Origin of the sequence: Sphingobacterium lactis (assembly GCF_051951495.1) — a bacterium.
GTDB classification, from domain to species: Bacteria; Bacteroidota; Bacteroidia; order Sphingobacteriales; family Sphingobacteriaceae; genus Sphingobacterium; species Sphingobacterium lactis_A.
The window spans coordinates 615,310-639,282 of the sequence record NZ_JBNHAS010000002.1 but is presented as its reverse complement, the minus strand read 5'-3'; the positions used below and the strand labels follow the sequence as shown (position 1 = coordinate 639,282).

General features: G+C 38.0%; 19 protein-coding genes and 1 tRNA gene. 9 read left to right on the top strand and 11 right to left on the bottom strand.

Annotation, left to right across the window (positions count from 1 at the left end; all coding sequences use genetic code 11):
* Positions 1–137: 137 nt before the first annotated feature.
* Positions 138–3,578, bottom strand: coding sequence for a pyruvate carboxylase (locus tag ACP6L2_RS10400; RefSeq protein ID WP_440509132.1), 3,441 nt, complete (start codon positions 3,576–3,578; stop codon positions 138–140).
* Positions 3,579–4,185: 607 nt separating this feature from the next.
* On the opposite strand from ACP6L2_RS10400, the gene ACP6L2_RS10395 reads away from it, so the two are divergent.
* Together ACP6L2_RS10395 and ACP6L2_RS10390 are read left to right on the top strand one after the other, a co-directional pair.
* The gene (locus ACP6L2_RS10395; RefSeq protein WP_440509131.1) at positions 4,186–4,794 is read left to right on the top strand and encodes a hypothetical protein; all 609 of its coding nucleotides are present in this window, start codon (positions 4,186–4,188) and stop codon (positions 4,792–4,794) included.
* A gap of 159 nt (positions 4,795–4,953) precedes the next feature.
* The gene (locus tag ACP6L2_RS10390; protein ID WP_440509129.1) at positions 4,954–5,463 is read left to right on the top strand and encodes a hypothetical protein; all 510 of its coding nucleotides are present in this window, start codon (positions 4,954–4,956) and stop codon (positions 5,461–5,463) included.
* Between the two features lie 659 nt (positions 5,464–6,122).
* Here the strand turns inward: ACP6L2_RS10390 and ACP6L2_RS10385 are convergent.
* Positions 6,123–6,196: transfer RNA gene (locus ACP6L2_RS10385), tRNA-Met, on the bottom strand.
* A gap of 335 nt (positions 6,197–6,531) precedes the next feature.
* Between ACP6L2_RS10385 and ACP6L2_RS10380 the strand changes: the two genes are divergently transcribed.
* The gene (locus ACP6L2_RS10380) at positions 6,532–6,909 is read left to right on the top strand and encodes an START-like domain-containing protein (protein WP_344672912.1); all 378 of its coding nucleotides are present in this window, start codon (positions 6,532–6,534) and stop codon (positions 6,907–6,909) included.
* A 208-nt stretch (positions 6,910–7,117) separates the two neighbouring features.
* A complete protein-coding gene (locus ACP6L2_RS10375; RefSeq protein WP_440509127.1) occupies positions 7,118–8,584 on the top strand; it encodes an LptF/LptG family permease in 1,467 nt (488 codons plus the stop codon).
* 25 nt (positions 8,585–8,609) lie between these two features.
* Here the strand turns inward: ACP6L2_RS10375 and ACP6L2_RS10370 are convergent, their stop codons facing one another.
* A complete protein-coding gene (locus ACP6L2_RS10370; protein WP_440509126.1) occupies positions 8,610–11,006 on the bottom strand; it encodes a TonB-dependent receptor domain-containing protein in 2,397 nt (798 codons plus the stop codon).
* Positions 11,007–11,335: 329 nt separating this feature from the next.
* Here ACP6L2_RS10370 and ACP6L2_RS10365 point away from each other — a divergent pair, with 329 nt between their 5' ends.
* The 3 genes from ACP6L2_RS10365 to ACP6L2_RS10355 all read left to right on the top strand — a co-directional run bounded on the left by ACP6L2_RS10365 (position 11,336) and on the right by ACP6L2_RS10355 (position 15,185).
* Complete coding sequence (locus tag ACP6L2_RS10365; protein ID WP_440509125.1) at positions 11,336–12,340, top strand: helix-turn-helix transcriptional regulator; 1,005 nt, start codon at positions 11,336–11,338, stop codon at positions 12,338–12,340.
* Positions 12,341–12,425: 85 nt separating this feature from the next.
* Positions 12,426–13,637, top strand: coding sequence for a bifunctional 3,4-dihydroxy-2-butanone-4-phosphate synthase/GTP cyclohydrolase II (locus tag ACP6L2_RS10360; protein ID WP_344672918.1), 1,212 nt, complete (start codon positions 12,426–12,428; stop codon positions 13,635–13,637).
* Positions 13,638–13,754: 117 nt separating this feature from the next.
* Positions 13,755–15,185, top strand: coding sequence for an NAD-dependent succinate-semialdehyde dehydrogenase (locus tag ACP6L2_RS10355; protein ID WP_440509124.1), 1,431 nt, complete (start codon positions 13,755–13,757; stop codon positions 15,183–15,185).
* 17 nt (positions 15,186–15,202) lie between these two features.
* Here the strand turns inward: ACP6L2_RS10355 and ACP6L2_RS10350 are convergent, their stop codons facing one another.
* From ACP6L2_RS10350 to ACP6L2_RS10325, 6 genes are all read right to left on the bottom strand, one after another.
* On the bottom strand, positions 15,203–15,709 hold the full coding sequence (locus tag ACP6L2_RS10350) for a hypothetical protein (RefSeq protein WP_440509123.1): 507 nt from the start codon (positions 15,707–15,709) through the stop codon (positions 15,203–15,205).
* Positions 15,710–15,733: 24 nt separating this feature from the next.
* Complete coding sequence (gene hemJ / locus ACP6L2_RS10345) at positions 15,734–16,285, bottom strand: protoporphyrinogen oxidase HemJ (RefSeq protein ID WP_440509122.1); 552 nt, start codon at positions 16,283–16,285, stop codon at positions 15,734–15,736.
* Positions 16,286–17,256: 971 nt separating this feature from the next.
* Positions 17,257–18,291 carry a uroporphyrinogen decarboxylase gene (gene hemE, locus ACP6L2_RS10340; protein ID WP_440509121.1) on the bottom strand — a complete coding sequence of 345 codons (1,035 nt, stop codon included), beginning with the start codon at positions 18,289–18,291 and terminating at the stop codon, positions 17,257–17,259.
* Positions 18,291–18,806 carry a hypothetical protein gene (locus tag ACP6L2_RS10335; RefSeq protein WP_440509120.1) on the bottom strand — a complete coding sequence of 172 codons (516 nt, stop codon included), beginning with the start codon at positions 18,804–18,806 and terminating at the stop codon, positions 18,291–18,293. The genes hemE and ACP6L2_RS10335 overlap by 1 nt, the downstream gene beginning before the upstream one ends.
* Before the next feature lie 18 nt (positions 18,807–18,824).
* Positions 18,825–19,532 carry a response regulator transcription factor gene (locus tag ACP6L2_RS10330; protein ID WP_440509119.1) on the bottom strand — a complete coding sequence of 236 codons (708 nt, stop codon included), beginning with the start codon at positions 19,530–19,532 and terminating at the stop codon, positions 18,825–18,827.
* The gene (locus ACP6L2_RS10325) at positions 19,522–20,397 is read right to left on the bottom strand and encodes a sensor histidine kinase (RefSeq protein ID WP_440509118.1); all 876 of its coding nucleotides are present in this window, start codon (positions 20,395–20,397) and stop codon (positions 19,522–19,524) included. The genes ACP6L2_RS10330 and ACP6L2_RS10325 overlap by 11 nt, the downstream gene beginning before the upstream one ends.
* Before the next feature lie 120 nt (positions 20,398–20,517).
* Between ACP6L2_RS10325 and ACP6L2_RS10320 the strand changes: the two genes are divergently transcribed.
* Positions 20,518–21,219, top strand: coding sequence for a YjjG family noncanonical pyrimidine nucleotidase (locus tag ACP6L2_RS10320; protein WP_440509117.1), 702 nt, complete (start codon positions 20,518–20,520; stop codon positions 21,217–21,219).
* A gap of 205 nt (positions 21,220–21,424) precedes the next feature.
* Positions 21,425–21,958, top strand: a complete 534-nt coding sequence (locus tag ACP6L2_RS10315; protein ID WP_440509116.1) for a transposase — start codon at positions 21,425–21,427, stop codon at positions 21,956–21,958.
* Positions 21,959–22,045: 87 nt separating this feature from the next.
* Here the strand turns inward: ACP6L2_RS10315 and ACP6L2_RS10310 are convergent, their stop codons facing one another.
* Together ACP6L2_RS10310 and ACP6L2_RS10305 are read right to left on the bottom strand one after the other, a co-directional pair.
* Positions 22,046–23,155 (bottom strand): SGNH/GDSL hydrolase family protein, encoded by a 1,110-nt coding sequence (locus ACP6L2_RS10310; protein WP_440509115.1) that lies wholly within the window; start codon positions 23,153–23,155, stop codon positions 22,046–22,048.
* Positions 23,155–23,970, bottom strand: coding sequence for a 3-keto-disaccharide hydrolase (locus ACP6L2_RS10305; protein WP_440509114.1), 816 nt, complete (start codon positions 23,968–23,970; stop codon positions 23,155–23,157). The genes ACP6L2_RS10310 and ACP6L2_RS10305 overlap by 1 nt, the downstream gene beginning before the upstream one ends.
* Positions 23,971–23,973 lie beyond the last annotated feature (3 nt).

Below are 23,973 nucleotides of genomic sequence, written 5' to 3'. Positions count from 1 at the left end.
ACACATGTTCAATATTTTAAAATAATTGGACATATAGCAAAAACCTGTTCACTAAATGGACAGGTTTTTAGTATATGTCCAAATTTCAATCAAAAATGAACATATAGTGCAAATATGTTCATTAAATGGACAGGTTATTACCCAATCTCCAAGATTAGATCATCATTCTTAACCATAGTACCCTTTTTAAGTTCCAAGTGTTTGACTACACCAGCAACAGTGGAAGTCACCGTAGTCTCCATTTTCATGGCTTCAATGACAAACAAAGGCTGATTGGCAACCACTTCATCACCCACTGAAACAAATAGATCGCACAATAAACCTTGTAATGGAGAACCAATTTCATTTGATTTTGATGGGTCAATTTTACGATTGACTACCTGCTTAATTTGTAATTTACTATCGTGGATTTCAATGCTTCGGGTTTGACCATTCAATTTAAAGAATACAGTTCGATTGCCCTCTGTATCTGCTGGACCAATGGAAACCAACTTAATCAATAAGGTTTTTCCTTTATCAATTTCAATGATCGTTTCATCTCCGGGTTCCATACCATATAAAAACACCAAGGTTGGTACTACGGAGACATCACCATATTCACGATAATGACTAAGATACTCTTGGAACACCTTCGGATAGAATTGGTAACTGAGGTAATCGTAGAAGGTTCTGTCCTCACCATATTGCTTTAGGAAAGCTTGAAAATCATTATCTAAATCCAAAGGAGCAATATGTAGATTTGGCCTATTGGTATAGGCTTCCTGATCTTTGAGAATTATTTTCTGAATATCCTTTGGAAATCCACCCTCCGGTTGACCAATATCACCACGGAAGAAAGAGATGACCGAATCAGGAAAAGACATGGTGCTTCCGAAGTTTAAAATAGCATCTTCCGTCAAGTGATTAGCTGTCATAAACTGAGCCATATCTCCTACAACTTTAGAGCTAGGCGTAACTTTCACAATATTCCCAAAGAGCTTATTTGCCAAAGCATAGTTCTTTTTGATTTCAGGTATTTTATCACCCAATCCTAAGCTAGTAGCCTGTTGTTTCAGATTAGAAAATTGTCCTCCCGGTATTTCATGGATAAAAACATCGGTAGAAGATGCTTTTAGTCCCGACTCAAATGGTTCATAATAGGTTCTTATTGCTTCCCAATATTCGCTGTATTCATTTAAAGATTCCTTATTGAAAGTGTTCTCCCGCTCATGGAAACTCATCATTTCAATAACAGCATTAAGATTTGGTTGTGAGGTTAAACCTGACATGGAACCAAGGGCACAATCAACCACATCCACACCTGCTTCTATAGCTTTCAAATAGGTGGCGGTTTGAAGAGATGAAGTATCGTGTGTATGTAAGTGGATAGGGATATTTATCGTATCCTTCAATGCGGTAATTAATTCCGAGGCAGCATAAGGTTTTAGAAGACCAGACATGTCTTTAATCCCTAGAATATGGGCTCCGGCATTCTCAATTTCCTTTGCCTTACGCAGATAGTATTCCAGGTTATATTTTTTATTATCCGGATTAAGGATATCACCCGTATAGCACAAAGCTCCTTCTGCTAGACCTCCTGTCTTTTTACGAACCATAGCAATGCAGGGTTCAATATTTTCCATCCAGTTTAAGGAATCAAAAATACGGAAGACATCTACCCCCTTCTCCCAACTCTTTTCGACAAATGCCTCGATTAAATTATCAGGATAAGCAGCATAGCCGACGCCATTACAGCCTCGAATCAACATCTGCAATAGGATATTTGGTATAGCCTTTCGCAGGTTAGCTAATCGTTGCCAAGGATCTTCTTTCAAGAAGCGAAGACAGACATCAAAAGTAGCCCCTCCCCATACTTCCATACTGAATAATTGTGGATGTGCCTTAGCAAAGCCTTCCGCCACCTGCATCATATCGTAGGTACGTATGCGCGTAGCCAATAAGGATTGATGGGCATCGCGAAAAGTCGTATCGGTATAATGTATTTTCTTTTCATTCTTTAACCAATTACAGAATCCCTCAGGCCCTAACTCGGTCAATAAATCCTTCGTTCCCTTTGGATGAGGAGCAAAACTATCCACTATCGGAATACGCGGTGACTCACTCTTTATTTCCCACTTCTCTCCTTTTAGATCCGGATTACCATTTACAGCAATATGGCCTAGAAAAGATAATATCTTCGTTCCTCTATCTTTCTTTTTAACAAATTGAAAGAGTTCAGGGTGATTCTCAATGAAGTTTACCGTGGCACTACCGGATAAGAAAACAGGATGTAGGATGAGGTTTTCTAAAAAGCCGATATTGTTTTTAACACCTCTGATTCTAAATTCGCGTAGTGCTCTATCCATACGCTTAGCAGCCTCTTCCAGGGAGTTACCATGAGTACTGATCTTAGCTAACATGGAATCAAAGAAAGGACTGATACGCATACCTGGATAAACACTTCCCTCATCCAACCGAACACCAAATCCAGCAGCATTTCGGTAGGTAATCAAGGTCCCATAATCAGGTTTGAAGCCTTCTTGAGGATCTTCTGTAGTGATACGGCATTGAATGGCAAAACCATGAAGTGGAATTTCCGATTGCTGACCAATCCCGAGAATTGGATCATCAAGTCTATATTGATCTGCAATATAAAGCTGTGTTTTGATGAGATCAATACCTGTAACCATTTCCGTAACGGTATGCTCTACTTGAATACGTGGGTTTACTTCTATGAAATAGGGCTTACCGGTTTGATCCACCAAGAACTCCACTGTACCAACATTATTAAATCCAGAGGTTTTAGCGATTGCAACGGCATAGGCATAGAGTTGCTCTTTGGTATCTGTCAATAAATTAGCTGCAGGGGCCATTTCTACTACCTTTTGAAATCGCCTTTGAACAGAACAGTCACGTTCATAAAGATGAACCACATTTCCATGAGCATCAGCAACAATTTGAATCTCGATATGCTTTGGGTTCTCGATAAACTTCTCTAAGAAAACAGTGCCATCACCAAAAGCATTTAAAGCTTCTTTACTGGCACTGGAAAAAGAAACCACTAATTCCTGATCTGAGCGAACAACCCGCATCCCTCTACCCCCACCACCGGCAGCAGCCTTAAGCATTAAAGGATAGCCTATCCTATTTGCCTCAGACATGGCATCATTTAAGACATTCAGAGGAATCTGACTACTTTCAATAATTGGAACTTCCGCCTGCTGTGCAATTACCTTGGCCGAAACCTTATCACCCAATAATTCCATGACTTCTGCAGTTGGTCCAACAAATTGAATCCCTTCTTCTTTACAGCGTCTGGCGAAGTTGGGGTTCTCCGAAAGGAATCCATAGCCTGGATGGATAGCATCTGCATGACATTTTTTGGCAACCGCTATTATGGCTTCAATATCCAAATAAGGTTTTAGGGGTTCGTCTTGTAATCCAATCTGATAGGATTCATCTGCTTTATAGCGATGCAGCGAATAGCGGTCTTCATAGGTGTAAATGGCCACTGTTTCTAATCCTAACTCATTACAAGCACGACAAATACGAATGGCTATCTCACCACGATTTGCAATAAGGACTTTCTTTAAGTTCATAGGTGCTATATTCTTAGTTATGTTTGTTTTATCGACGGCAAAACTAACGATAATTCCAATCCTTTCATTAAAATAATTTAACTAGATAGGTGTATAATATACACTAAATGAGCAGATTATATAAGCAAATAACCTTGGTCAAACCATTTAGCTAATTGAATTTAAAATCAAAGAAATTTTTAAAACTGAAATAAATAATGGAAAATTGGAATAGACCGAAGTGGAGAAATTGTAATAGTTTATTTCTCTGGAATAACCAAAATAAATTAGGGTTTTAAAACCTTTTAAAATTCATAGGTAGAATGGTCATTATTGCTTGCCCCGAAAAACAGAATTACAAGTGTTTTACCCAATACTGTTTGAAGAGAAAATTTCTTAGTTAAACTTAGAGTAGAAGTACAACCTAGAAAGAGTACAACCAGGAAGAGAAATAGCAATCGAATCATTCTTCTTTTCTTTAGATGAAATAGGTTTAATAAATCAGTAGAACACGTGAAATATATTAAAAATGAGGGTAATATATTAATATTTGATTTACATAAATTTAATAAAAACAAGTGTTTATTTCATTTGACGATCAATATATTTACAGTAAAAAAATCACATTATGAAAATCAAATTATTAATAGCATTTTTAATTTTTTCAATCCCCACCTTTTCCATTGCACAGGAGAACTCGGGCATTAAAGAAATGATCAATACATTAACAAAAAATGCAATAAGAGATAGTACAGACAAAACAGTCTATCATTTAATGGATGAATTATTCCAAGGAATCCTTCAGTCAGATAACCTAAATGTTTCTCAGGAAACAATTGCTAAGATAGACAAGATCGCGAAAAGTGATCAGGCCAAAAATAAACATTTGCTGATTTTGTTCCTGCTATATCAAAACTTTACAGAGCAATCCGTACGAACGGGCACATCGAATCGACAGGCTCAATTGGAAATACTCCATACCTTATCTGATGAATATTCAAATTTATACAATCAAATTCCAGTGATTATATATATTTATTTAGCTGAATCATATAAAGCAAATAAACAGCATGAAGAGGTTGTAAAAACACTTAATGTATCTAGAAAATTATATCCAGATGCTATCCCTTTAAAAGTATATCAATATATGGAAACAAAGGATGAAACATTAAAAGCTGATATTCTTAAAAACCATAAGGATCATTGGTTAGTAAAACAATACATAACTAGGAATTAGAATTGGGAGGTCTTTTTTGAGCTAGTTTAATGGTACTTCCATTAACAAGCTAACACAACTCTACGTATTAAGAATAAACATAGAGATTAAAAAACATATTTCTACCACTAAGCTAGGAATAGACAACTACATGTAAGAGACTCTAATTTTAAAAGTTTTATGAAACCTAAACTATTATTTTTCTTAATTTCACTGACTACATTCATTAGTTGCTCAAAGAACGAAGAAGAAGGTTATTATGCTATTGAAACAATGACAAATACGCTAGACGTTCCTGTCAAGGTAGAATTAGGAAGAGTAACCGAAATCTTATCAAAGAACGATCTGGATTTCAATAAGAACTTGAAATTTGGGTTGATATCAATTATTAATCCCAAACAAACAGTTAACATAGATTCTACATTTGTCTGTACTAAAAATTGTAAAGGATTAATTAAGGCAATAAATCCTGAAAGAAGAACTCTTTTTTTAAGGCTATCCTACAACGACAAGGTAAAAATTGACACCAATTGTCAACACCACTATGTTTCCATTGGAATAATTCAAAATTGTCAGGAAGACAAAAAAAATTATTTCAATAAAAATTATTGGGATTCTAAAAAAGACAATTCAGGCAATATCATAAAAAACTTCAGGTTAGATAATAGTTATTTAACGAACGCTGAATAAATACAAAATAGGCTAAAAATGGTTAATTCAATTTAAATGGTCAGTTAGAGAAAGGAAAATAGAATAACTATATTTATTATGTATTATAGATTGAACAGACTCAAACAATCTTAATCAGAATCTAACTAAATTATGATCATGGGATTACCGAAATTTAAATTCAGTCCGAATGCCTATAATCTTAATATTTTTGTCGAGGAAGTGGGGATTTGCTCTGCATGCAATGAAGAAAGGCATCTAAAGTATAACAGTTCGATTTACAGTATTGAAGAGCCAGAATATACCATATTGCTTATTAAAACTCCCGGCTTTGTAATCTTTTATTGTCATAGCTACTCAAATTTACTAAAAATAATTTTAGTCAACGGAAGTCTATTTTCTTTGACTATACCTTTTTATAGTCAAAGATTGTGTTTAATTTTTAACATGGAAAATACAACAAACCGGAATAGGGTCAAGAAACTAAATCCCTAAGGAGAAATCGATCTTTGGAAAAAATGGCTTAACGACATTAAAGAGTAGCTTTTTCAGATAACACTACACAATAGGCTAAAAATATTGTCTGCAAATATCGAATAATAAATGATCCGACTCTAACAGCTTGGGGATCAGTTTAGTGCCATAAAAAAGGAGACTACCATTATCTGGTGTCTCCTTTGTAGCGGGGAGCAGGATCGAACTGCCGACCTCAGGGTTATGAATCCTGCGCTCTAACCATCTGAGCTACCCCGCCGTTTTTCGGTATGCAAAGATAGTAATAAGCAACAACTTTCAAAGAAAATTTAAATAAAAATATGCGCTTTTTAGCCCTGTAACCACCCTCAACTCCCAAACCTATTTATAATCAAAAAGATAGCCTATTGCATCTTAAAGTAAGCTTTGTCCTAAAATGTTCCCTAAAACTGCTTTAGCAGGATGTTAATAAGCCCCCTTGTGTTAAAAAAAAGATGATTACTATTTTTTTAATAACGGAATAAATCATTATTATTACAGAAAGTCGGGTGCGGGGGGCACTCGCAAACCTTGATTACTAACAATATTTTAAAACGATCTACTTAGAAATAATATATGTCAGATAAAACTAAATTAAACCTTGAATATGTATTGAATTCTTCACCAAGGATTTTGTTCCCATATCTACAGGAGCCTAACGAGTTAGCGCAATGGTTTGCTGATGACGTCAACTTCCATGATGGGATATACGAATTTATTTGGGACAACGAATCACATCGTGCTAAACTAATCTCTGTTAAAGAAAACAAGAGTGTGAAGTTTAAGTGGTTGGACGATGAACCTTACTACTTTGAAATTGAAATTATTCAAGATGAATTGACCAATGATGTAGCATTAGCTGTTACAGACTTCGTTAAAGATGATAACCTCGAAGACAGAAAACAAATTTGGAATAACTCCATAGGATATTTACAAAGAGTTATTGGAGCTTAAAGCTTTTCTCATATACCCGATAAGCATAAACCCCTTATCGGGTATATTGTTTCTAAACCGAAACAAACTACATCTAACCGGAGCAAAACCCATCCAATTTCCCCTATCATTAACGCTTTTATAACATTTAAAGCCTGATAAAAAATGTATCTTTGCAAAAATCCACAGCAATTTTATCATTGGAAATAAGGATTAGGCGAACAACAGCATGAAAAAAATTCATTTATTGATATTACAAGCATTCATCAAACCATTCTTGGTGACATTCTTTATTGTGATGTTTGTCTTGCTGATGTTATTTCTCTTCAAATATATCGATGACCTGATTGGTAAAGGTTTCCAATGGTATGTTATTTTAGAGTTGCTGAGTTACCAAAGTGCCGTTCAATTAAGCATGGCCCTTCCCCTATCCATGTTACTATCGTCCATTATGACTTTCGGTAATTTGGGTGAGAGCTATGAGTTGGTCGCTATTAAGGCTGCGGGAGTATCCTTACGTAAAGCAATGACCCCGCTCTTTGTAGTAGTGGGACTTTTCAGTGCTGGATCATTCTTCTTCTCCGATTACATCCTTCCTGTGGTCAACTTGAAAATGGGATCCCTATTATACGATGTTCGCAAGAAAAAAGCCGATTTCTTAGTAAAACCAGGTGTATTCAACAGTACTATCCCTGGCTATTCTATTCGTGCTAAAAGCAAAAACGAAGATGGAACAATCCTATATGACTTGATGATCTATGAGCACCCTTCAGGAGGAACGGCAAATAATGTCATCTTCGCAAAAGAAGGCTATATCCAGAACTCAGCTGACAACAAATACATGTTGCTGGAGTTAATAGATGGTGTTCGATATGAGGATAAAAATGTCGAAAACGCTAAACGATACGATCCTAGACAACAATTCACGCGTTTTCGATTCAAAGAAACGACCAAGAAGTTTGACATGGAGAGCTTTGCCTTCAATCAGACAGACAAGGACTTGTTTAAAGATCACCATCAGATGTTGAACCTAAGGCAATTGAAGCATTACTCCGATTCCAATAGGGTTGCATTAGATAGTATCTCAAAAGTAAATTATCTGGAAGGAAAGCGCTATATCAATTTCTTCTCACCATATTATCACGAGAATAAATCGAAATTAGTACCTGCTAAGGTTAACCTTACTGACCTGGAGAAAATGACAGACCGTAGATCGGCTATCAGTAATGCTATAGGACAAGCAAGACAAATCAAAGAGAATGCGGAGATAAGGAAACAGGATTACTTGCCTTATGCCGATAAGGATATTAAATACGATATTGAGTGGCATAGGAAATTTACGCTCGCTGTATCTTGTCTTCTGTTATTTGGTATTGGAGCACCTTTAGGCGCCATCATCCGTAAGGGTGGTTTAGGGCTCCCAGTCGTCATGGCAATTATTTTCTTCCTGATCTACCACGTCATAGCAACAGTGTCTGAGAAAGCCGCAAAAGACGCTAGCTTGGCTCCTATGTGGGGCATGTGGATGGCAATTATTGTCCTTACCCCATTAGCCATATTCTTGACGTATAAATCGACAACAGATTCTAAACTATTTGATGCCGATCAATATAAAATGAAGTTAGAGGCTCTCTGGAAAAAGATAGTCGCCTTCTTCAACAAAAAGAAACAAAATAATGAGTTAAGCAAGTCTTAACTCATTATCCTGCTTTTATATTTATTTAAGACCCTCCTCGAACTCGGCTTTGCTCTTCCGAAGGTCTCTTATCTTTACTAGACCCTTTCAATTCCTTTCCAAGACGTAGGCTTAAGGAGAAGATAAACGTCCGTGAATCCAAATTAAAATGCTGATTCATTCTTACAGAACCCACATTGGATGTGGTTCGATATTGCATGGTTTTAAACAAATCATTTCCAACTAATTTTAAAGTCAGCTTATCGTTCATTAATTTTTTCTGCACACCCAAGGATACAAATCCAGTAGGTTTTCTTTCAAATACCCCATCTGACTCTGCCGAATTAAACTGTCCATTCAACTCTACTGTCCACTGCTTGGGCAAGGCAAAGCTATTATTCGATTGCACACTCATGCTCCAACCCCGATTATCAATGACATCCTGATTATAGGCTCCGAAATAATAATTCTCATACAAACTCAAATTGTTAATGCTCGTCCATAGATTAAAAGGCTTAAAAGAGTGATTCAAATTCATCCCCTTATTCTTAAAACCCTTAACATTGGCAACAGTACGAATAGTCAAGTTCTCCTCTGGTACCTGTGTTAAAACAGAAGTCATTACATCCTTCACATCGGTATAAAAGAAGGAAAGGTGTAAATTATTTTTAAAACTATAGTTCAACTCATAGGCATTCGCCAATTCGGGTTGTAACAAAGGGTTTCCCACGAAATAGACAAAGGCATCCACATAATATCGAAAGGGATTCAAATTATCGTAATCTGGTCTGTTAATCCTCCTACTATAAGAAAGTTGCAGCTGATGCTGATCGCTTATTTTTTTACCAAGACTTAAACTCGGAAACCAATTTGTATATTTTTTAGGATTTTTTAATTGACTGGTCAATTGATTCCCTAATGCATCGGTATGCTCCATACGCAAACCTGCTTGCAGACTCCAATCAAGTGCCTCCATACCATAGTTCAAATAAGCAGCATGCAATTGTTCCTCATACAAGAAGTGATTGCTTGTCTGTAGATCTTTCACCCACTCATTCGCCCGCAATGTATCATTGATTGCATTATTATCTGCATCTACGAAACTACTCTTCACACCAAGTTCCAGTTGATGCTTATTGGATAGGTGCATCAAATAATCTGCCTTTGCCACAAGTAGTCTAGTTGTTGAGGGAGTTTTATTCCTTCGTTTGGACAGATAAGGATTTTGCGTAGCGGTTTTTTGAAAGTCAGCTATCAACAATTGATCAGCATCAAAGTCAGCTTTCATCACATCGATATCAACACTTAACTGATCATCCTTACTGTTCATGCGCTGTTGATAGCCTAGACTTAGGTTATGATTGTCCCATTTACTTAGATTAGCATTATCTGTCAAAGAATTGGAAGTCATTTGCCCAGTATTCAACAAAATGTTATTATAACCATGATTGAAGTTATTATAAGTTCCAAACCCAGCAGACCAAAGGAAATATAGATTGGTCCTTTCATTCGGCATAAAATCAACACCAACCTTGAGGTTGTTGGTTTTTAGTGGTTCCGTTGTTTTGGAGTATTGCTCAGACCTTCGCGACTCAAAAAAGCGATCAAAAGTTCGATATTCTTCTTCACCTCTATAGGCATGCTCATAAGAGCCTTGAAAATTCCATGAATTTACTTGTGCATTCATATTGACTCCAGCGCCATAGCGTTCCTTTCTTCCAGCACCTCCAAAACCATTCAATGAAAGGTTAAACCCCTTTCTCTTCTCGGTCTTCATCACGATATTGATGATCCCACCTAAGCCTTGTGCATCAAACTTTGCTGAAGGATTGGTGATCAACTCCACGCTCTGTAAGGAGGAAGATGATGTTCCCCGCAATAAGGTCACTAATTCCTTCTGCGATAAGTAGGACAGTTTGCCATTGATCATGACCGCAACATCGGATTTCCCACGCATGATGATGTTGCCATCATCATCCACATTGAGGCCAGGTGAGCGTTGTAATATTTCCAAGGCAGTCAACCCATCTGATAGCACCGAATTAGCCACATTGATGACCATACGATCTGTCTTCTGTTCAATTAGCGGCTTCTTAGCCTTAATGGTGATCGCATCTATCACCTGTAAATCTGGATACAAAGTAACTTGAAATAAATCCGTCCATTTATTTTCCGCTACAATTCCATTTAGCGTTGTATCCTCATAACCCAGGTAACTTAATCTGAGCAAGTAATTTCCACTTGGTAAATTGATTGAAAACGAACCATCCGTATCGGTTGAAAGCTCTTTTACGAGTTGACTTTTATTATTTTGAACTTGAATACTTACTTGAGCCATTGGCTTATTGTCCTCATTGACAACCTGTGCTTTTATTCCCGATTGCGCATAAGTCAAGCTGGATAAAAACATAAAAAACAAGAATAATTTCTGATGTAATAGCATAGTTTAATTAGTTTTGGCATAATAAAATCTTGTTTTTTCATAGTATAGTTGTTAATTCGGTACAGGTCTTTTTTTCTTCTTTCTTCTCCCCCACCAGATTTAGAAACCTGTGATTGGCAATGATGTCCCGATAATTCCTGCAAGAAAGGTAGACAGCTTCCCAATTGCCCCCAGGATTGGCCCATGTGCAGTTGCCAAATGGTATTCTCCAGGGAAGCTTTCAATGTAAAAATTTCATACCATACTTATTTAGAATTATTATAAACAACTGCGCAAAAGTATTATTTTTGATTCCGTTGAAATAACAGATAAGGGATAAACGATAACAAATGCAGGATAATTTAAAGCGCGTAGTACTAGAAGATCTATTTGGAAAAACCATCCAAACGGACATGTACCAGCAAGATGATCCTAAGAACAACCTGCATGGATGGAAGAAAATACAGGTGGAAAATTCATGTTTCGATGGTCAGGTCTGGTCCTCCCAATATTCGGATTTACATATTCTCTATTTTGAATGGAACCTGGATAATCCCTTTCAACTATTAGTTCAGCATGGCAAACCTCTTATAAAAGTGCAGTTTGAACTCGAAGGTCACTCCTATTTTCACAATTACCATGGTGAACCTATTGAAATACCGGCAAAGCATTTCCAATTCATCTTCTTGGAGAACACGAAAGGCGAGTTAACTTATACACAATCCAGAAAAGTATTGGAGTTGTATTTTAAGGAAGAGTTCCTACTTGCCTTGCTGCATTCTCAAGGATATGATAAAGACCAATTGATCAATCATTTCAAGTTGAGCAATTGTACGCTTTTCCGAAAGGCAAACCTTATTCAACCTCAACAAGAGATAATCATTCACCAATTACTGAACCATAACTATAGGTCTGATTTCGCCATTGATTTCATTAAATCCAAAGCTATTGAACTACTGCTATCTGTTTTCTGTGGTGCTTGCAATCGTATAAAAATTGTGGAATGGCCTGAACAAGATCTGCGTATTCTGGAGGAAATAAAATCCTTCTTAAACATCAATTTTGCGCAGGACTTACACTTAGCTCAAATTTCCCGACAATTCGGAATCAATGAATTCAAACTTAAAAAGGCCTTTAAGGACCTCTACTCGGAGACGGTATTTGCTTATATCCGAAGGCAGCGGATGGAATATGCACAAGGTCTTTTATGGAAAACCAATCTAGAAATCAAAGAAATAGCTTTCCTTGCTGGATTCAAGTATCCACATCATTTCAGCAAGCTATATTTTGAACATTTCGGTATTCGCCCTAAGGAGATGCGTAATGCAACAAATAGCAGCTGCAAAAATAGCTAAGAGGCGTTCAATAAGCACATTTATGACAACTTACTTATAAATAAGTCCCAATTTACCGTTACCTTTGTACACTTATTTGAAACAGATGGATATCAAATTGAACACGATTGAAGAAGCAATCGAAGATATAAGAGCAGGAAAAGTAATTATCGTAGTTGATGATGAAGACCGCGAGAATGAGGGTGATTTCGTTACTGCCGCTCGTAATGCTACCCCTGAAATCATCAATTTCATGGCTACTCATGGCCGTGGTCTTGTATGTGCTCCATTAACTGAAGAACGTTGTCGTGAGCTGAACTTAGGCCTGATGGTCAACCAGAACACAGCAGTCTATGAAACAAACTTTACGGTTTCTGTAGATTTACAAGGTTATGGTTGTACTACTGGTATTTCCGCATCTGACCGTTCCAAAACGATCAAAGCCTTAATTGACCCTAATATCCGTCCTGAAGAATTAGGACGCCCAGGACATATTTTCCCTTTAATTGCTAAAGATGGTGGTGTATTGCGCCGTACCGGTCATACAGAAGCATCGGTCGACTTAGCTCGCTTAGCAGGATTTGAACCTGCTGGGGTATTGGTGGAAATCTTGAAAGATGATGGTGAAATGGCTCGACTTCCCGACTTAATTAAAGTTGCGGAACGCTTTGACCTGAAAATCATCAGTATCGAAGACCTTATCGAATACCGCTTAAAACACGACACCTTAATCCAAGAAGAGGTTGCTGTAGATATGCCAACGCTATGGGGCGACTTTAAAATGAAAGCTTTTACACAGAAAAACACTGGTGAACAACATTTAGCTCTTTACAAAGGCGAATGGAAAGAAGATGAACCGGTATTAGTACGTGTGCACAGCTCTTGTGTTACAGGAGATATCTTTGGATCTTGCCGTTGCGATTGTGGACCACAATTGCATAAAGCAATGGAAATGATCCAACAAGAAGGAAAAGGTATTATCGTCTATATGAATCAAGAAGGTAGAGGTATCGGTCTGATCAACAAATTGCACGCATACAAATTGCAAGAGCAAGGTGTTGATACCGTAGATGCAAACCTTCAATTAGGATTCAAAGCAGATTTACGTGATTATGGTGTTGGAGCTCAAATCTTACGCTATATGGGAGTTACCAAAATGCGCTTGATGTCCAACAACCCGACTAAACGTGCCGGATTAATTGGTTATGGTCTTGAAATCGTAGACAATGTGCCTATTGAAATCCAACCCAACCAATACAACGAAGAATACTTGAAAACTAAAAGAGATCGCATGGGTCATACCCTAAGCAATCTGTAAACATATAAAATGGAGGTCGAAAGCCTCCATTTTTATTTAATTCAATTGTGACTTACTGGTCACTATTTTAGAAAAACATTCCTTCTCAAAGGATGTTCTCATTAAAAATACAGTATCATGAAAAACTCCCTTCTTATAGAGAAAGCTTACCACAATGGCGCTTTTGTGGATTCAGACAAAACTTTCGAAGTCATTAACCCTTCTACACTCAAATCCATTGGTTCTTTGCCCGATCTAACGGTAAAGGATTGTCAGAAATATATTAAAACCGCACATAAGGCTTTTAAGAGCTGGAGCACAACCCCAGTTGGAGAACGCTGTAAGATCGTTCGTAAGCTCTTCAATTTGATTAATGAACATAGAGATGAAATGGCGGAGATCATGACCTTAGAGAGCGGGAAACCCATCAATGAGTCACAAACTGAAGTAGACTATGCTAACTCCTTTATGGAATGGTTTGCCGAAGAAGGAAAAAGAGCCTATGGAGAGACCATACCATCATTAGCTGGAAATGCTCATCTACAGACCATCAAACAAGCAGTTGGAGTGGTAGCTGCGATTACACCATGGAATTTCCCTTTGGCGATGATCACCAGAAAAGTAGCTCCTGCATTAGTAGCTGGATGTACCGTGGTATTAAAACCTGCTTCTCAAACTCCTTTTTCTGCTATTGCGCTAGCTAAACTGGCGGATATGGCCGGGCTACCTAAAGGCGTTCTAAATGTCATTACCTCCAAGGATAGTAAGGGAATAGGAAAGGAATTAGCTACTAGCGAACTGATTCGTAAAATATCGTTCACCGGATCTACCGAGGTCGGAAGAACTTTAATGGAACAAGCGGCATCTACCATCAAAAGAATATCCTTAGAACTTGGTGGAAATGCACCTTTCCTGGTGTTTAACGATGCAGATATCGACAAAGCGGTTACTGGTGCTATTGCCGGGAAATTCAGAAATACCGGTCAAACATGTGTTTCCATCAATAGATTTTATATACAGGAAGCAGTATATGACGAATTCTGCTCCAAATTAACCGCTGCCGTTAAGAAATTACAAGTAGGCGATGGTTTAAAGAAAACTACCCAAGTAGGGCCATTGATTAATCAGGCAGGCCTGGATAAAGTAATGGAGCATGTGGAAGATGCTATAGCCAAAGGAGCAAAAGTAGAAACCGGTGGAAAAGCAATAAAAGGATTGTTCTATGAACCTACTGTTTTATCCAATGTTAGCCCGGACAGCTTGGTGGCAGAGGAAGAAACTTTCGGACCAATCTGTGCCTTGTTTAAATTTAAGACGGAAGAGGAAGGTATAGCTTTAGCGAACGATACTCCATTTGGATTGGCAGCCTATTTCTTCAGTGAAAATGTAAGACAATGTTTCCGAGTTGCCGATCAGTTAGAGGCTGGAATGATTGGAATAAATGCTGGACTGATTTCCAATGCTTCTGCCCCATTCGGAGGAGTAAAGCAATCTGGATTAGGTAGAGAAGGGTCGAAATATGGCTTGGAGGAATACCTGGAAATAAAATATCTATGTTTTGGAGATTAATGTAAATCTCCAAAACATTACCAAATATGATATCTTACACCGAACATCAAGTAATTGGGTTCGGTTTTTTCATTTTTAAATTGATATTTCAATTTGTATCCCGCGTAAATAGAAAGATCGACTTCGGGGAAGTAATAACTTAATCCTGCTTGACCTACAGCCTTGGTAAAGTTTTCCTTACGACGTATCGGTCCCTCAACTTCACCATCTTTCGTGAACTCATAAGTATAAAAATCCTGACTGATACCAGGCCCTAAGAAAATATTGAACTTTGATTTTTCTTTGTTGAAGATTTGAACCAGGTAATCTGCTCCCAAAGCGATATAATCACCGCGACCATGGACTTGAGCTTGCAGCGACTGCCTGACATCCAGATCATAGCGCCCTTGAACACCAAAACTGGCATCGTAAGCAGCATCTTCCAATTGCACATCACCATAAAAACCAAATGCCCATTTATGGTCCTGCGCCTTTGCCGATGCCAAAAAACATAGGCCAATACAGAGTGTTAAAAGCTTCTTCATATAATTTTCTTATTAAACAGCTAACTAGTCAACTTGTTCACCTTTGGATTTTCTATATCGTTTATAGAGTTTTACCAAAATCATTAATACTACGGCCAATCCTACCAATCCCGCTACAGCAACGACCCACCCTAAGGCAGATTTTAACACCACTAGGAAGACTATTGCAAAAAGTATGATGGTAGAAACCTCATTCCAAAGTCTTAACTGGGTAGATGTCCATGTGGAAACACCATCCCGAAGTTTATGCATAATTTTTTGAGATATAAAGTGGTAAATGATCAATAAGACAACAAAGCTCAATTTCACATGCATCCAACCCATACTCAATAAACCCGGACTAACATACAGCATAACCAATGCAGAAAGAATCACCAAGTACATGGAAGGCGTGGTAATAACCCACCACAAACGATTTTCCATAATGATGAATTGCTTATGCAATACCTGATATTCCAAATCAGATTTCTGCTTGGCCTCTGTATGATAAACAAATAAACGAGGCATATAAAACAATCCAGCCATCCAGCAAACTACAAAGATAATATGGATCGATTTCGCGTATAAATAAAGCATTTTATGGTAATAAACTTCAAAAATAGGAATATTATATCCAAAAATGGTTAAGTGACACAAGTTTTGAAAATCTAATGATATACTAGAAAACTCCAAGGAAAGCATATACATAATCGTAGAATCAACATGTTTATTAAATAGAATTGAAGAGCTAATCCTTACAGGTTTTGTCTCACTTCTAAAATCTAATAGCGAAGCGGTCTCCCATCTATTTTTAAATCGGGCAGACATTCCGCTGCGCTCAGTGCTGCCCCTACGCGTGGCGGGCTATTAGTTGGTTAGATAACTGTATAGGTAGCACGTTAGGTAGGGGCAGTACTGAGCGAGTTTGAAGAGGGGGTTTAACCACGATGAAAACGAGCGGAATGTCTGCCCGTAATTTGTTTTGAAAGACAATAGACAACAGAATTCAGATATCAGACAACAGAAACAGATTGGAGGGTGTACTTGATGGCGGGCGATGCATGCATCGCCCCTACAAACAATCGTGATTTTATTATCCCTTACAACTAAAACCGTAGGGTCGAAGCATGCTTCGACCGCTTTTTCATTACTACCCTACTGATAGAGCCTTTCTTTTTCTGTTGTCTTTTGTCTGTAGTCTCATCGTCTCTCACAGGGGTTTTATTCGTCACTTATTCGGATCTCCTTCGGAACTTGTTCGGAACTCCTTCGGATCTCGTTCGGTTCCGACCGAACGAGATCCGAACAAGATCCATACTAGATCCGTGGAAATTCCTTGAGAGTCACGAAGCAAACTGGAGGAAAACACGAGGTTGAAAGGACCTCAAGTAGAAGGAATTTTAAAGGAATAGAAGACTATAAAATTCTTTCGGAGGAATTGGGTTCTATGAAAGAAATGCAGTTGAAAAAAGTGGTCAAGGTTTTGGGGAAATGTATTTTGGGGGAATCCCTTATTTTGCTGGAAAAGCAAGAAAGCTGAACCAGTTGGGGTTCAGCTTTCTTTTATTTTAGTAGCGGAAATCTTTGATGACCTCTACGGCATATTTTACATTATCAAATGGGATGTCTGGCATAATTCCATGTCCCAAGTTGAAGATAAATCCTTCTTCACCACGCATACGTTCAAAAAGATCAAGGATTTTCTTTTTGATAACTGCCTTATCTGCATATAATACGAAAGGATCTAAGTTACCTTGAACAGCCATTCCTTTTGGCAAGGATTTTTTAATGTTCAACAAATCAGCATTCCAATCTACGGATACAACATCCGGTTTTGTTTCCGCCATCAAAGGTGCAAACACCGAGCTTCCTTTACAGAAAGAGATGACAGGCACATTTTGACGATTTAAGTTTTCAATGATGTACTTATTGTATTTGTGAGCGAATTCTTGGTAATCATTCCAGGATAATGCCAAAGCCCAGCTATCGAATAATTGCAGGGCATTTACACCGGCCTCAATCTGCATATTCAAATAAGCGATGGTTACATCGGCAATTTTCTGAAGGATATAATGTGCTAATTCAGGCTCATTGTTCAACAAGGTTTTGGTTAATTTGAAATCCTTAGAAGAACCTCCCTCAACTAAATAGCTCAAAATAGTGAAAGGAGCGCCGGCAAAACCGATCAAAGGCACTTTTCCATCTAAGCGTTGTTGAATAACTTGAATAGCATCGCCTACGTATTGTAATTTATCCAAACAATCTACGGAAAGGTTTTCAGCATCCTTTAAGTTTCTAACCGGGTTAGCAAAACGCGGCCCTACACCTTGCTCGAAGGAAAGGTCACCTCCCATTGCCTCTGCTGTTACTAAAATGTCTGAGAACAAAATGGCAGCATCAACACCCAATAGATCAATCGGCAACATGGTTACATCTGCCGCAATCTCTGGTGTTTTGCACATTTCCAAGAAAGAATATTTGTTCTTAATTTCCCAATATTCTTTCATAAACCGTCCTGCTTGACGCATCATCCATACAGGAGGTCTTTCCGTAGGCTGCGATAATGCAGCATGGATCAGTAGATCATTCTTTAAATTGTTCACTATATATGTTTATTTACTTCGTTTCTAATTTTTTCAATAATGGATACTTGTCTGGCAGTTAGTTTTAGCTTCTCTGCTAAATCCAGGTAGGCGACTACACGTTCGTAATCTTGCTTACGCAGATTAATATTTGCCAAATTGATTAAGACCATTCCCTTTTCGTTATCCTTGCGCCAAGGCAATCTGGACGCTAATTGAAAATGGTATTCCGCCTCTTCAATGCGTTCCTCTTTCAAGGCGATATTGCCCATCATAAATTCATAAAAATTACGGCGCCCTTTACGCAATTGATCCGGATTCTTGATCTCGGCCAATAGCGATTTTGTCCTTTCGTAATCTTGCTTATGGAATGCCTGGGTTGCTAGGTAAACAGTACCTTCCTTGAGGTAACTCCATACCAAATAAGCAATCCCTCCAAAGATATATACGGCAATGTTGTAATGCTTAGAATAGATCGCATACAATAGAAAAGCAATCGCTATGGCGATTACTATTTTACGAGCATTGTTCGTCATCGTCCTTAAATCTTTCCCTTAGTGTTGGTTATCTGTAAACTTATACCCTACACCACGGATAGAATGGAAATAGATCGGATGTTTCTGATCAGGCTCAAAATACTTACGGAAAGTAAGGATAAAGTTGTCGATCGTACGTGTTGATGGATAAACATCGTAGTTCCAAACTGTTTCTAAGATCTGCTCACGCGAAACCGCTTCATTTCTACGTTCAATCAACAGCTTCAACAACATGGTTTCTTTCTTGGTTAAAGAGGAAATCGTTCCGTCAGCATGATGCAATTCGAAAGAATTGAAGTAGATGGTTTTATCACCGATGGTGTAAGAGTTTAATTCCTTTAAATCATCACCCTTCATTCCTCTACGGATAAGGTTGCTCACACGAAGGATTAACTCTTCCAGATTGAAAGGTTTAACTAAATAATCATCAGCTCCCTTTTTCAAACCAGTAATACGGTCTTCTGAGCTATTCTTGGCAGTCAAGAACATGATCGGAACTTCAGAATTCTGTAAACGAATGGTTTCAGCCACTTGGAATCCGTCAATCTCAGGGATCATCACATCCAAGACAATCAGGTTAAAGCGTTCTTCTTTGAACAGCTTTAAGGCTTTCTTGCCGTCAGTAGCTGTCGTTACACGGTAGCCTTCAAGCTCCAAATTTAATTTGATGGCTTCCAAAAGATGCTCTTCATCTTCAACTAATAGTATACGTTGTTTAGCTTGCATAGTTTTCAAATGTTACTTCAAAGATACTTCCAGAAGGTTTATTATCCTTAACGCGAATGGAAGCACGGTGTTTTTGTAATACTGTCTTCACGATATATAACCCTAATCCAGTACCTTTAGTTTTACGGGTAGCTTCGCTTCCTACTCGGTAAAACTTATTAAATATAAGTTTTTTTTCTTCATCAGGAATCCCCTCACCATGATCTTCTACCGAAAAAAGCAGGTTTGCACCCTCCTCTTTTAGCTTGACAAAGACTGTTGCACATGGTGGTGAATATTTTACGGCATTCTCGATGAGATTGGTGATCACATTGGTGATAGCAAATTTATCGGCCTTAATTTCAATATCCGGTTGAATATCGAATTTGATAACCTGCGATTTGCAAGCATTCTTCTGCAATCGGTCAACTACCTGCGTAATCAATTCAGACACATTGAACACTTCTTTGGGAAGTTGATAGGCACGATTCTCCAATTTGGTGGTTAATAATACATTCTCCACTAAATCATCCAAACGCTCTATATCTTTCAAAGAATTTGCTAAAAACACCTTTTGTTGCTCACGATCCAAATCACGTTTTAGAATAGTTTGGATATAAAGCTTCACCGAAGCCAATGGCGACTTCAGCTCATGGGTGATGGCTAATAGAAAATTCTGCTGTTGTTGATTGTATTCATGTTCTTGTTTGACATGTTTTTTCAAACGGAATGCCCCCCAGATGAAAATTAGAAAGAAGATTAAGCCCTCTCCTATAATCATACCTTTACGATCTGGTTCAAATTTGATCAATACAAATCCCCACCAAAGCAATTGGGTAATGGCGTAAAAGAACAAGAAATAAAATAGGAATAAAGCCTTTTTCATACGTATTATTTCAACCGCAAATGTACTTAAATACTGATGGATAAGAAAACAACCAAAATAATATGACAGTAGCCTTAGAATAGCTTTTGAGCTTGCTACACAAAGCCCGTATATTTGTGCATGTTTAAGGACAAACAACATCTATTTTTCGATCTAGACCACACAATTTGGGATTTTGACCGCAATGCCGAGGAGACCTTACACGAGCTCTATGGTAAATATAGTTTCAACGAACTTTTTCAACAAGAGTCTTCGGATTCTTTTATCGAAACTTATACGGCCAATAATCACCGTCTTTGGAACTTGTATCACCACGGTAAAATCGACAAAGCAACCCTGCGTAAAGCACGCTTTGCAGATACTTTTAGTCAATTGGGTGTAGATCCTTATATGTTTCCTGAAGCCTTTGAAGAGGAATACTTGGAGATTTGTCCAACTAAGACAAACCTCTTTCCCAATGCGCATGAGACTCTATCCTACTTGCAAGACAGGTATCAGCTGCACTTGATATCAAACGGATTCAAGGAAGCCTGCGAGAAGAAATTGGCACACAGCAACCTATCTCCTTATTTCAAAACTATTGTCATATCGGAGATTGTAGGTATCAACAAACCTGATCCCCGTATTTTTCAACATGCACTGCAAAACGGTGAAGCGAAGAAAGAGGAGGCGGTCATGATTGGTGATAATTTGGATGCCGATGTTAGAGGCGCGATGAACGCCGGCCTGGAAGCGATTTTCTTTAACCCCCTACAACAAGAAAAACCCGAGGATGTGAAACATATGATTCAGGATCTTGGGGAATTGCAGCGGATATTTTAGGGGAGACATCAGACGATAGATAATAGATAAAAGACATCAGACGACAGACATCAGACGAGAGACGACAGACATATATGGGGATATGGGTGGGGAGTTCTAATTTAGATAGAGAGGATTGAAGTAGAATTTTCCTGTTGTATTTCAGGCAAAAGTTAATTTTAAGGTAATATGGAATGGTTAGATTTATAAAAAGCTAACCATTTTTATGTCTGGAGAATTACCTTTTAGAAAATCAGCAAGAGCGAAGTGGTGGGATTATGATAATATGGCAAGTTATTTTATAACCATTAATATCAGGGATGCTCATCAAGTTTTTGGGATGATCAAAAATGAACAAATGATATTATCCGAAATAGGATTACTAGCTGAACGATATTGGAAAGAGATTGATCAACATAATAAGAATGTACGTGTAGACTTATTGCAGATTATGCCAAATCATCTGCATGGAATTTTATGGTTAAATAAATGTGATAGTGGTTTGAATACGCGGTCGATGCATGCATCGACCCTACATAAAACCTTAAAATCCCAACATCAAATGATCTCCCCTCCAAAAGAGTCAATCTCTACTGCGATTCGATCGTATAAATCTGCTGTCTCTAAGAATGCAAAGATTTATTGTCCAGATTTTAAATGGCAAAGAGGCTTTTTTGACAGAATAATTAGGAATAGTACAGAATATGAACAGATTAAAGAATATATTTTAAATAATCCAAAAAAATGGAAAACTATATGATTGATGGTGCTAAGACCATCGATTAACTGTAGGGTCGATGCATGCATCGACCGCTTAATCTACCATCTACAATCCTTCATCTGTCGTCTACTTAATCACCTTCTTCAACAACTTCGTGTACACATCTGCCAGCTTTTGCATTCCAATGTCATTTGGGTGAGTATAATCAACCGTACTATTGATATCCATACCGATGTCTTGTGAGCTCACCCAATAAAGGTTTTTATCGCCTTTTTTGATGAGGCCTTTGATGGTTTTTTCGGCAACAGCTGAGCTTGCGGCAAATTCCTCGTTGGTATGTTGGTTTAGAACATCCTTTAGCTGGCTGGAGCTGTGTGCTGTCATGATGATTGGTGTGTTGGGGTGATCCTTACGGAGTGTCCTTACGGCATTTTCAATCAAATTGGTTAAAGTATCTGCTGTTCGAGCACCTTTTAAGGCAAGGTTAGGAATACAATCCAATATATATACAGCAGGGTCCATTCGATTGATTAAGTCCAAAATGGGTTGTTCCAATCGACCGTTTCCTGAGAATGCTAAATTAATAACGGGTTGATCAAAGTTCCGTCCTAACATGTTTGTCCAACCTAGTCCTGGTCGGGTGGCACATGCTCCCTGCGCTATGGATGTTCCATACACCACAATGGGTTTCTTTTCGTTGGACTTAAAACTGATCGCTTCTCCAGTCTTGGTTCCTATTTCCATCCATTTCACATGGTTGTAAAGTGGCAGATACAGTCTGTATTGGTATTCAGGGTGTGAACCTATGTTCAAGAAGTTATAGGTGATGGTATCCTTAAAGCTGAATTTTCCATGTGCCCATTTCCAGGATTTATTCTTAGGATCTTGAGCATATAGATCCAATCCACTCACACCAGTTGCTGGCATGTGGCCCATTTCCAATTTATCTTTTACCGTATAGCGAACGTAGATGTTCTCTGCTGGCGTACTAAACTCCACATACACTCCTGCATCTTGTTGGCCAAGATACCATACAGGTTCTCTTACATCTTGCTTTAATGCTGCGGGTAGACGATTGTAGCCATCGGACTCTTTAAGCTCCTTAGAGCGCCCTAAAACAACTTGCTCAGTAAGCGGGTTTCTCCAGGTAATTTCTTGTGCTGAAGAAATAAAAAAGCTTAGAAAAAAAAGAGAGCCCATCAAGCTCTCCTTACTGTATTTCTTTAGTTTAATCATTACAATACTTTTACTGTGATATTTTTCAACCATACATCGTCACCATGATCTTGAAATCCAATGACTCCTGATTTACTTTTACCACCAACATTATTTAATAACTCAAATGCTAAAGGCCATTTTGCTTGCGAGAACTTGCTTGCTTGTAATAGTTGTGTCCATTCAGGAGTCCACAACTCATATTCTACAACCTTCTCGTCATTTTGAAAATGTGTTACCTTGCCTTTATTCACTACAATCTTTGCACGGTTCCATTCACCTGCAGGAAAAGAGTTCTGCGGTTTCGCAGGAATCATATCGTATAATGATGCCGATTTTCTGTTTCCATCAACGCCCATTTTAGCATCGGGGTGATTTTGGTTATCTAGCAATTGATACTCAGGACTGGAAACATAAATAGGTTGACCTTTTACCTCCTTAGCTAAGAAAAACACACCTGAATTACCAGCCTTAGAGATTCTCCATTCAAACTCTAATTCAAAGTTTTTAAAGTCATGAGCGAAGATAAGGTCTCCACCTTCTGCTTTTTGAGTACCTCCAGGGTTCTTGCTGAATTTCAACATACCCTTATCAATAGACCATTTGCTAGGTACGTGGTCTTTATTATAGCCACGCCATCCTTTCAGCGATGATCCATCAAATAGAACATAAGCTCCTTGGGAGTTTTTCTTAAACTCCTTGATGTTTACTTTGGATAAATTGTTGAGCTCGTAAGCCGGACTTGTTTGTTTAGATACTGTTGAATTTTTACTTGCACATGCCGAAAAGGTTAGACCTATCGCGCCTATTAAAATAAATGCAAAGTTTCTTTTCATAGT